Here is a 9,537-nt window from a genome sequence, read left to right as displayed (position 1 = left end):
GTTCTCTTGTTAGCCCCTAGCCTTTTATTTCTGCCCCCAAAGTTCATCCCTTAACGCTGCCCCCACGGTAGGCCGGCGGCCTTCCAACCGCCTTGCGCCCCGCGATGCCCCTTGGCATCCACATCGCCTTCAAATCCGCTTAAAATATTGTAACAATGCTCATAACCCGCCGCGACCATGGTCGCGGCCGCAGACTGAGACCGCACACCTGAACGACACAGGAAATACAGCGCAGCATCCCTGGGGATATTCTGCCCTGTGATCTGCTCAACAAAGGTGTCATTTACATTCATGTGGGGATATTCCTGCCAGCTGACCAACAGGGGCGCTTTCCCCAAGGCGGACAGATCACACAGGCCGACAAAAGCCCATTCCGGCTGGGTCCTGACATCGATAAGAACGGCCGCCGAATCCTCCTGAAGCGCCTTCCACGCCGCTTCAACAGTTACATCACCTGTATAATTCATTTTTTTTATCCCCGGTCAGACATCAACGCCCTGACCATACTAGCCTAACTACCATTACCTCTGCAGACTGCTGCAGCCAAATCCCGTTACAGTTCAACAAAACAAAGCCCGTACGGTTCACAAGGCCGATATCACCGATGGCCTGACTGAACCACGCCATACCTGTAATGACGATCTCCCTCCAGAGATCATCGAACACAAATAGAGAGTAGAGAGGGCCTTCTCGGAAAAGCGGCCCTTTAGCCTCGCACTGATATGTGGTGTCGTTTTGTCCCCTAGTGGACGCTTATTAAACTACAGGGCGCAGAGATTTCTGGCAACTGAATCATCTTAAAAAAAACACAAATTATCGCCCTGATATGGCTTGACTAGAAGCAACCATACTATATCTGGTAGGGGGCTATATTATCACATTTCCTAATACCCCGGACCGAATAGATTCACCCCCGGGCATTGACACAAAATGGTCATAAAAAAAGCCGAACCAGACAGGTTCAGCTTTTAATATTCAATTTCCTGGGGGGACTCGCCGGATATGCTCGGGCGACTCGGTTTCTTTAAGCAGAAACCGCCAGGGCTTTCACGCGTTTCGCCAGACGGGAAACTTTGCGGGAAGCTGTTTTCTTGTGCATGACGCCTTTGGTGACTCCGCGCATCAGTTCTGGCTGAGCTGCTTTCAAGGCCACCTGGGCTTCTTCTGCATTGCCGCTTTCCAGCGCCAGTTCAACATTTTTTACAAAAGTCCGGATCCGGCTTTTGCGGGCTTTATTAACCAAAGCACGACGTGCATTTGAACGAATTCTCTTTTTAGCCTGTAACGTGTTTGCCATCAGGTAAACCTATCTTTCTCTATGTAAGGCTTTAAATCTCTACTGGTTACTTTGCATCCAGGAGAATCAGACGCCTTAAATTCTTTTGATGTATTTTCAAGTGGTGGCTTATAAACATGCCCGTCCCATTGGTCAATACGATTTTCAACATATTTTCAGGAATACTCCCGAATATCAACCCGATCCGTCATCCCCCGGAAAACAAGGCGCGTTTTCCAGCGGATCTTTTGATTTTCAAGGACTTAAGATGCGGGCTTCTGGTTATTTATGCTTGAATTTTGCCGTACGCTTCTCAGCAAACGCCGCCATGCCTTCCTTCTGATCCTCGGTCGCGAACAGAGAATGGAACACGCGGCGCTCAAACATGACCCCTTCCTGCAGAGTCGTTTCGTAGGCTTTGTTGACTGATTCTTTCGCAATCATCACGGACGGCAGCGACAGATCAGCGATCTTGCGGGCCGTCTTCAAGGCTTCGTCCACCAGATCATCGGCCGGGACAACCCGACTGACCAGACCGGAACGCTCGGCTTCTTCGGCATCCATCATACGGCCCGTAAGAACCATTTCCATGGCTTTTGACTTGCCGACAAAACGGGTCAGCCGCTGGGTGCCGCCGGCGCCGGGGATAACCCCGAGCTTAATTTCAGGCTGACCGAATTTCGCCGTATCCGCCGCGATAATGAAGTCACACATCATGGCAAGCTCGCATCCGCCGCCCAAAGCGTAACCGGCCACCGCCGCGATGATCGGTTTGCGACAGCGGGTAGCTTCTTCCCAATTGGCGGTAATGAAGTCCTTCATATAGGCCTCCACATAATTCATATCCTGCATTTCCTTAATGTCCGCTCCGGCGGCGAAAGCTTTCGGGCTGCCGGTAATGACCACAGCACGGATATTCTCGTCAGCTTCGAAGCCACGCAGGGCTTGTGTCATTTCGTTCATCAGTTCACCGTTCAGAGCATTCAGGGCTTCGGGACGGTTCAGGGTAATCAGGCCCACGGGTTCGGTGCTATCCACCAGAATCATCTTATAGGACATGTGGTTTCTCCTTAACTTGGCTTGAACTGAGACGATAAAAAGCGACCTCAGTTCCCATAAATTATGTAAAAATATTCAAAAATATACCCCGCATATATCCCGTCCGCAATGTATTTACAAGCAAGGTCTTCAGGCCCGGCCTTTTCCCGCCGGGTCAACAGCAACAGATACTTATCGGGGCCGGAGGTCAAAAACCACAACAGAAACACCTGCTTGGCTATCATCTTTACTGATGCTGATCGACAGAATTTCCTTATCCCTCAGAGCGACCAGACAGATCTGCACTTCTGCGGCGCAGGCCCCTTCATCTGAAGGCGCGCCAGCCCCTGCCTGATCCGGAAAAGCCAGCAGCCAGGACAGGGTTGGCAACACCAATCGATAATAGTCGCGAACCTGTTCCGGGGACGCCTCTCCCTGGGCCCTGACTTCAATGATTCGCCCTTCCGGTGTATCAAACACCACCCGGCTGTCTTCCTCCTCGTGGAATTTTTCCATCAACGGCAGGTCGAGATCGGATAACAATCGCGCCATCTCCTCCTCCCCCCTGACGGGTACGCCGCCCATCACCAGAAACAAAGACAACACCGCCCCGAAAAGACACCAGGATTTTTTCATAAAAGATTCTTTCCTCATGGCCCGCAGCATACCTAATCCTGACAGGCGGGACAATAGAATGTCGACCGCCCACTCTGTGGGATGCGGACGATGCTGTGATCACAGCCGGTGGTGTGACAGGCCTCGCCCTCCCGGCCGTAGACCTTGAATTCATGCTGAAAATAGCCAAGTTCCCCGTCCACACGCGCATAATCCTTCAGGGTTGAACCCCCGGCCTCAATGGCCCGCGCCAAAACCTGCCTGATAATCGGCACCAGACGCTCCACCGTTTCCCGGTCCAGGTCGGTCGCCGGACGCAGTGGAGATATCCCGGCCAGATAAAGCGCTTCACAAACATATATATTGCCCAGACCAACAACGACTCGCTGATCAAGAAGCACGGTTTTGACGGGCGACCGTTTGCCGCGCATCTTGTCAAACAGATAATCGCTGTGAAATGCATTGCCCAGGGGCTCCGGCCCCATCTGACAAAACAGACGGTGCTGATCCAGCTCCTCTGTGGCGCACAGGGTCATCAGACCAAAACGGCGGGGGTCATTGAAAATCACCAGATCACCCTGATCATTTTCCAAAATCACGTGATCATGCTTGGCAAAGATATCCGGGGTTTCCCGCCCCGCCCGCGCCACCAAAGTCATTTTTCCCGACATGCCGAGGTGACAAATCAGCGTTTCCCCCTGATCAAGTGCAAACAACAGATATTTTGCCCGCCGGGTGATCTTGTCGATACGACGCCCGGTGAGCCTGTCGGCGAAATTTTCCGGCAACGGAATACGTAAGGTGTCGCGCCGCTGAATCACCCGCGACAGGGCGCGGCCCTCCAGTAAAGGGATAATTCCCCGGCGTACGGTTTCCACTTCCGGCAGTTCAGGCATAAGGCCGTCCTTAAATCAATTGACACGCTATAAAATACTGGCACAGCATGCCCCAGTGGTTTATGTTCCGCAACATGACAAATGAAAATAAAAAACCCTCGGGCCCAGAGGCCGAAACCGAAACCACCCACTTTGGCTTCAAGACCGTGGACAAGCAGGCCAAGCAAGGCATGGTCCGTAACGTTTTTGACAGCGTGGCCCAGAAATATGACGTCATGAATGATGTCATGAGCGCAGGACTGCATCGTTTGTGGAAAGACGACATGATCCGGGTGCTGCGGCCTGAACCGGGGATGAAGCTTCTGGACGTGGCCGGCGGCACCGGTGACATCGCCTTCCGCTTTCTCAAGGCGGCGAACAAACGCACCACGGAAGACCAAACCCCGGCCGAAGTTACCGTCTGCGACATCAATGCCCAGATGCTGGACGTCGGGCGCGACCGGGGCATAGATCAAGGCATCCTTCACAATATCGAATGGGTCTGCGGCAATGCAGAATGCCTGGCTTTCCCCGACAATTATTTTGACGCCTACACCATTGCCTTCGGCATTCGCAACGTCACCAATATCGACAAGGCCCTGCAAGAGGCCCATCGGGTCTTGAAACCCGGGGGACGTTTCCTGTGCCTGGAATTCAGCAAGGTTGACATGCCGCTGATCAACAAGATCTATGACGCCTACAGTTTTCATCTCCTGCCCCGGTTTGGCGAAATGATCACCGGCGACCGGGAATCCTATCAGTATCTGGTGGAAAGCATTCGCCAGTTCCCGCCTCAGGAAAAATTCAAGAGCATGATTGAAGCCGCCGGCTTTCAGCGGGTCACTTACCGCAATATGACCACCGGCGTCGTGGCGCTTCATTCGGGATGGAAGATCTAGCATGTTCAACAGCCTGCGTCATATGGGCCGCCTGATCCGGGTCGGTTATACCCTGTCCCGCCATGACGCCTTGATGGACCTGCTGTCCCTGTTCGGCGAAGAACCCAAGATGATTGGTCGTTTTCGACAGTTGCGCAAGACGAAATCCACTCAAAAAGACACCGGCTACAGTCCGCTGGTCGACGCCTTTCAGTCTTTGGGGCCAAGTTTCATAAAAATTGGCCAGGCCATGGCCACCCGACCGGATATTGTGGGCCCGGATGTGGCGCTGGACCTGATGCGCCTGCAGGATAATGTCCCGCCATTTGACGGCGCCAAGGCCGTGCAGATCATAGAACAGGAACTTGACGCCTCGCTCGACGATCTGTTCCGCGATTTCGATATCACCCCGGTGGCGGCCGCCTCCATCGCCCAGGTACATTTCGCCACCACCAAGAACGGGCGCCGCGTCGCCGTCAAGGTATTACGGCCGGACATTGAAAAGGCTTTTGCCCGCGACCTCGAAAGCTTTCTGTGGCTTGCGAAGCTGATGGAACGCTTTTCCGCCAACATCAGGCGCCTGAAGCCAAGTTCCGTGGTCGACACCATCGCCGACACCATCGCCCTGGAAATGGATCTGCGCTATGAGGCCGCAGCGGCCTCCGAACTCAAAGAAAACATGGCCGACCACGCCGACTATATGGTCCCTGATGTGGACTGGGACCTGTCTCGACGGCGGGTGCTGACCACGACTCTGGTCGACGGCGTGCCTTTTTCGCAAAAAGACCGGATTGTTGAACAAAATTTTAACCGCAAGAAACTGGCGGAAAGCCTGATCCACAGCTTTCTCAATCAGGCGCTTGATCATGGTTTTTTCCATGCCGACCTGCATCAGGGCAACCTGTTTGCCTGCAGCGGTGACAAGATCACCGCAATTGATTTCGGCATTATGGGACGCATTGACAAAAAGACCCGGCGCTGCCTGGCCCAGATCCTTTACGGTTTTCTCAAACGGGATTACGACCTGGTGGCGCGGGCCCATTTCGATATCGGGTATGTACCACAAGACCAGTCTGTCGAGAAATTCACCCAGGCCATCCGCGCCATTGGCGATCCCATCGTCGGTAAACCGGTTTCCGAGATTTCCGCCGGAAATTTGTTGGCCCAACTTTTCGAGACCACCGAAACCTTTAATATGCAAACCCAGCCCCAGCTGCTTTTGCTGCAAAAAACCATGGTTACTGTCGAAGGCGTTGCCCTTGATCTCTATCCCGAGATCAACATGTGGGAAACATCCCGCCCTCTGGTGGAAAAATGGATGCTGGACAATCTCGGGCCTCAGGCCAAGGTACGGGACTTCGTCGAAACAACTTTGGATACCCTGCAACGCCTGCCGAAGATCATTGATGATCTCGAAGATCTGGCCCGTGCGGCCCGGAAATTTGAAAAAAATGCCCGCGCCGGCCGACGCAGCGCCCTGCGCCTGTTCTTTTACGGCCTGTCTGGCGGCGTGTTTGGCAGCATTTTCCTGTTTCTTCTGTATAAATCTTTTAATTAACATTATTTATTAGTAGTTATATTGATTTACCCCTTGATTACCCCTACATTAGGGGAAACACAGGTATAAGAGATAACCCGCAGAAAAGACAATACTATGGCTTTATCCCCTTCCAGCCCGCTTGCGGGTAAGCGTTTGTTACTGATCATCGGCGGCGGTATCGCCGCCTACAAATGTCTCGACCTGATCCGGCGACTGAAGGAACGCGGCATGACCGTACGTACCATCCTGACCAAGGGGGGCGCGGAGTTTGTCACCCCGCTTGCGGTGAGCGGACTCAGCGGCGAGAAATGCTATACTGATCTCTTTTCGCTCACCGATGAAACGGAAATGGGGCACATACGCCTGTCCCGGGAAGCCGATCTGGTCCTGGTCGCGCCGGCCACGGCCGATCTAATGGCCAAGATGGCCGCGGGAATTTCCGACAATCTGGCGACCACGGCCCTGCTTGCCACAGACAAACCGGTGATGATCGCCCCCAGCATGAACAGCCAGATGTGGCGCCATGCCGCGACCCAGCGGAATTTCGCCCGATTGCAACAGGACGGCATTCAGGTCATTGCCCCTGGTCAGGGCGAACTCGCCTGCGGCGAAGAAGGTCCCGGGCGACTGGCGGAAGTAGACGACATGGTCCGGGCGCTGGAACAGGTCTTCACCCCGGCATCCGCCCCGGTCACGAAGGCGGCCGGTGGTCCCTTGCACGGCAAGCATATACTGATCACCGCCGGGCCGACTCATGAGGCCATTGACCCGGTACGTTATATTGCCAACCGTTCTTCCGGTAAACAGGGCTACGCCATTGCCGAAGCGCTGCGGGATCGGGGTGCGCGGGTCACACTGGTCAGCGGCCCGACGTCCCTGACGCCCCCCGAGGGCATCACCACAGTGCCGGTGCAATCTGCGCTGGACATGCAGGCCGCCTGCACCGCCGCCCTGCCGGCTGACGTGGCAATTTGCGTCGCCGCCGTGGCCGATTGGCGGGTCGCCGCGACAGAATCACAAAAAATCAAAAAACAGACGGGAGATTTGCCCGTCCTGGAACTGACGGAGAATCCCGACATTCTGAAAATGCTGGCCCAGGCGGACCTGGGACGTCCGGAACTGGTGGTCGGCTTTGCGGCGGAGACAGAAAATGTCGCCGCCCACGCCCAGGCAAAACTCAAACGAAAGGGCTGCGACTGGATTGTCGCAAACGACGTCACGGCCCGCGACGGCGAAAGCGTCATGGGTGGAGACCACAATCAGGTCACGCTCCTCACCCCGGACGGAGCAGAGGACTGGAACCGCGCCCCGAAAGAACAAGTCGCGGCCCGGCTCGCCGACAAGATCATAGAATATTTTAAAAAATCATAATCAGGGATAACAACTATATGACCATCGTTGGATTTCAACAACTGCCTCACGGCGCAGGGCTTAAAACACCGGCCTATGAAACCCCGCAAAGCGCGGGCATGGATCTTATGGCCGCCCTGCCAGAAGGCGAGGAATTGACCCTAAAGGTTGGCGAGCGTCTGTTGGTGCCCACCGGATTCGCCATGGCCCTGCCCGGCGATCACGAGGCCCAGGTCCGCCCGAGGTCCGGCCTCGCCTGGAAGAACGGTGTCACCGTACTCAACAGCCCCGGCACCATAGACGCGGATTACCGCGGCGAAGTAAAAGTCATCCTGATTAATCACGGGCCAGAAGATTTTATCATCACCCGCGGCATGCGCATCGCCCAGATGGTGATTGCACCCATGACCCAGATTCGATGGGATCAGCGCGCGCAACTGGATGAAACCACCCGTGGCGCCGGCGGCTTCGGATCCACCGGCACAGCCAGTTAACAAAAGAGGAGCACACCATGTTTCGCCTCACCAAAAAAATGATTTACGCCTTGGAAGCCGTCGTCGATGTGGCCTATAATGGCCGCACCGGGCCGGTGCAATCCCGCGACATCACCCGCCGTCAGGAAATTCCCCAGCGTTATCTCGAACAGGTCATGCAACAACTTGTGCGGGCCGGGATACTGAAAGGCGTGCGCGGGCCAAAGGGTGGCTATAACCTCGCCCGGGAACGACGTCGTGTTTCTGTCGGGGAAATCGTCGAGGTGGTCAACAGCATGGACACCAAAGCGGAAAAGCAGGATACCCTGTCACAATCCCCGCTTGGCATTAAGGTGATCAACCCATTGATTGAGGATCTAAATAAGAGCATCATGAACCAATTGAATGACATCACCCTGCAGGACCTCTGTCAACAGGCCAGCAGCGAAGGGGTCGAGACCGATTCCACAAAGCATTTTACATTTAATATATAAGACGCAAGAAACCCGTCTAACCACAGGAGACTGATCATGTCCGTTACAGATACCGGCACTGAAGGCCGCGGAAAAATTTACGACAATATTATTGAAACCATGGGCAATACCCCGCTGGTGCGCATGAACCGGCTCGGTTCTGATCTGGGGGCCGAAATTCTGCTGAAGCTGGAATTCTTCAATCCGCTGGCATCGGTCAAAGACCGGATCGGCGCCGCGATGATCGCCAGCCTGGAAGAACAGGGTAAAATCACCGAAGGCACAAAAATTATTGAGCCAACATCCGGCAATACCGGCATTGCGTTGGCCTTTGTCTGTGCCGCCAAAGGCTATGACCTGACGTTGGTAATGCCTGAAAGCATGTCGCTGGAACGGCGGAAGATGCTGCTGATCCTGGGCGCCAAACTGGAATTGACCCCGGCGGAACTCGGGATGAAAGGCGCCATCGCCCGGGCGGAAGAAATGGTCGCCGCGGCAGGCAATGCCGTAATGCCACAACAATTCGCCAACCCCGCCAACCCCGCCATCCACGAAATCACCACCGCCCGGGAAATCTGGAATGATACCAATGGCGAAATCGATGTGTTGGTTTCAGGTGTCGGTACAGGCGGCACGATTACCGGTATCGCCCAGGCGCTCAAACCGAAGAAAAGTGACCTGCATGTGGTTGCCGTGGAACCGGAAGACAGCCCGATTCTGTCTGGAGGCCAACCCGGCCCTCATAAGATTCAGGGCATTGGCGCAGGCTTTATCCCGGAAATTCTCAACACCGAATATGTCGATGAAGTTCTGACCATCGGAAACGAAACTTCTTTCGAGACCGCCCGTCTGGTGGCCAGGAACGAAGGTATTCCTGTCGGGATTTCATCCGGCGCCGCCATCGCCGCCGCCCTGGAGCTGGCGGAACGCCCGGCCATGAAAGGTAAGAAAATCGTTGTGATTGTTCCCTCCTTTGCCGAACGCTATCTGTCCACTGCACTTTTTGACGGTCTCTAGGA

General features: G+C 54.8%; 11 protein-coding genes. 6 read left to right on the top strand and 5 right to left on the bottom strand.

The window, feature by feature from the left end; all coding sequences use genetic code 11:
- Positions 1 to 50 precede the first annotated feature (50 nt).
- The 5 genes from FIV45_RS18360 to mutM form a co-directional block, all read right to left on the bottom strand.
- Positions 51 to 467 carry a rhodanese-like domain-containing protein gene (locus FIV45_RS18360; RefSeq protein WP_099474055.1) on the bottom strand — a complete coding sequence of 139 codons (417 nt, stop codon included), beginning with the start codon at positions 465 to 467 and terminating at the stop codon, positions 51 to 53.
- Between the two features lie 557 nt (positions 468 to 1,024).
- Entirely contained in the window at positions 1,025 to 1,297 is a 273-nt protein-coding gene (gene rpsT / locus FIV45_RS18355; RefSeq protein ID WP_099474058.1) for a 30S ribosomal protein S20, read from the bottom strand.
- A gap of 261 nt (positions 1,298 to 1,558) precedes the next feature.
- Positions 1,559 to 2,335, bottom strand: coding sequence for an enoyl-CoA hydratase (locus tag FIV45_RS18350; RefSeq protein WP_099474060.1), 777 nt, complete (start codon positions 2,333 to 2,335; stop codon positions 1,559 to 1,561).
- Positions 2,336 to 2,506: 171 nt separating this feature from the next.
- Positions 2,507 to 2,950 carry a hypothetical protein gene (locus tag FIV45_RS18345; RefSeq protein WP_133118592.1) on the bottom strand — a complete coding sequence of 148 codons (444 nt, stop codon included), beginning with the start codon at positions 2,948 to 2,950 and terminating at the stop codon, positions 2,507 to 2,509.
- Between the two features lie 32 nt (positions 2,951 to 2,982).
- Complete coding sequence (gene mutM, locus FIV45_RS18340; protein ID WP_099474064.1) at positions 2,983 to 3,825, bottom strand: bifunctional DNA-formamidopyrimidine glycosylase/DNA-(apurinic or apyrimidinic site) lyase; 843 nt, start codon at positions 3,823 to 3,825, stop codon at positions 2,983 to 2,985.
- Positions 3,826 to 3,899: 74 nt separating this feature from the next.
- On the opposite strand from mutM, the gene ubiE reads away from it, so the two are divergent.
- The 6 genes from ubiE (at position 3,900) to cysK (ending at position 9,535) form a co-directional block, all read left to right on the top strand.
- Complete coding sequence (ubiE, locus tag FIV45_RS18335; RefSeq protein WP_099474305.1) at positions 3,900 to 4,703, top strand: bifunctional demethylmenaquinone methyltransferase/2-methoxy-6-polyprenyl-1,4-benzoquinol methylase UbiE; 804 nt, start codon at positions 3,900 to 3,902, stop codon at positions 4,701 to 4,703.
- Between the two features lies 1 nt (position 4,704).
- Positions 4,705 to 6,240, top strand: coding sequence for a 2-polyprenylphenol 6-hydroxylase (ubiB, locus tag FIV45_RS18330; protein WP_099474066.1), 1,536 nt, complete (start codon positions 4,705 to 4,707; stop codon positions 6,238 to 6,240).
- A gap of 96 nt (positions 6,241 to 6,336) precedes the next feature.
- Positions 6,337 to 7,593, top strand: coding sequence for a bifunctional phosphopantothenoylcysteine decarboxylase/phosphopantothenate--cysteine ligase CoaBC (gene coaBC / locus FIV45_RS18325; RefSeq protein ID WP_099474067.1), 1,257 nt, complete (start codon positions 6,337 to 6,339; stop codon positions 7,591 to 7,593).
- A 17-nt stretch (positions 7,594 to 7,610) separates the two neighbouring features.
- Positions 7,611 to 8,066 carry a dUTP diphosphatase gene (dut, locus tag FIV45_RS18320; protein ID WP_099474069.1) on the top strand — a complete coding sequence of 152 codons (456 nt, stop codon included), beginning with the start codon at positions 7,611 to 7,613 and terminating at the stop codon, positions 8,064 to 8,066.
- 17 nt (positions 8,067 to 8,083) lie between these two features.
- The gene (locus FIV45_RS18315; protein ID WP_099474071.1) at positions 8,084 to 8,539 is read left to right on the top strand and encodes an RrF2 family transcriptional regulator; all 456 of its coding nucleotides are present in this window, start codon (positions 8,084 to 8,086) and stop codon (positions 8,537 to 8,539) included.
- Between the two features lie 36 nt (positions 8,540 to 8,575).
- The gene (gene cysK / locus FIV45_RS18310) at positions 8,576 to 9,535 is read left to right on the top strand and encodes a cysteine synthase A (protein ID WP_099474073.1); all 960 of its coding nucleotides are present in this window, start codon (positions 8,576 to 8,578) and stop codon (positions 9,533 to 9,535) included.
- Positions 9,536 to 9,537: the final 2 nt, after the last annotated feature.

The sequence above is a fragment of the Paremcibacter congregatus genome (assembly GCF_006385135.1).
Lineage (GTDB): Bacteria > Pseudomonadota > Alphaproteobacteria > Sphingomonadales > Emcibacteraceae > Paremcibacter > Paremcibacter congregatus.
Note: the sequence above shows the minus strand (reverse complement) of the source record. Positions and strands in the feature narration are given on the sequence as shown.

Excerpts from the sequence above, each read along its gene's own strand:
- FIV45_RS18360 (WP_099474055.1), bottom strand. The coding sequence starts at position 467 with ATGAATTATACAGGTGATGTAACTGTTGAAGCGGCGTGGAAGGCGCTT.
- rpsT (WP_099474058.1), bottom strand. The coding sequence starts at position 1,297 with ATGGCAAACACGTTACAGGCTAAAAAGAGAATTCGTTCAAATGCACGT.
- FIV45_RS18350 (WP_099474060.1), bottom strand. The coding sequence starts at position 2,335 with ATGTCCTATAAGATGATTCTGGTGGATAGCACCGAACCCGTGGGCCTG.
- FIV45_RS18345 (WP_133118592.1), bottom strand. The coding sequence starts at position 2,950 with ATGAAAAAATCCTGGTGTCTTTTCGGGGCGGTGTTGTCTTTGTTTCTG.
- mutM (WP_099474064.1), bottom strand. The coding sequence starts at position 3,825 with ATGCCTGAACTGCCGGAAGTGGAAACCGTACGCCGGGGAATTATCCCT.
- ubiE (WP_099474305.1), top strand. The coding sequence starts at position 3,900 with ATGACAAATGAAAATAAAAAACCCTCGGGCCCAGAGGCCGAAACCGAA.
- ubiB (WP_099474066.1), top strand. The coding sequence starts at position 4,705 with ATGTTCAACAGCCTGCGTCATATGGGCCGCCTGATCCGGGTCGGTTAT.
- coaBC (WP_099474067.1), top strand. The coding sequence starts at position 6,337 with ATGGCTTTATCCCCTTCCAGCCCGCTTGCGGGTAAGCGTTTGTTACTG.
- dut (WP_099474069.1), top strand. The coding sequence starts at position 7,611 with ATGACCATCGTTGGATTTCAACAACTGCCTCACGGCGCAGGGCTTAAA.
- FIV45_RS18315 (WP_099474071.1), top strand. The coding sequence starts at position 8,084 with ATGTTTCGCCTCACCAAAAAAATGATTTACGCCTTGGAAGCCGTCGTC.
- cysK (WP_099474073.1), top strand. The coding sequence starts at position 8,576 with ATGTCCGTTACAGATACCGGCACTGAAGGCCGCGGAAAAATTTACGAC.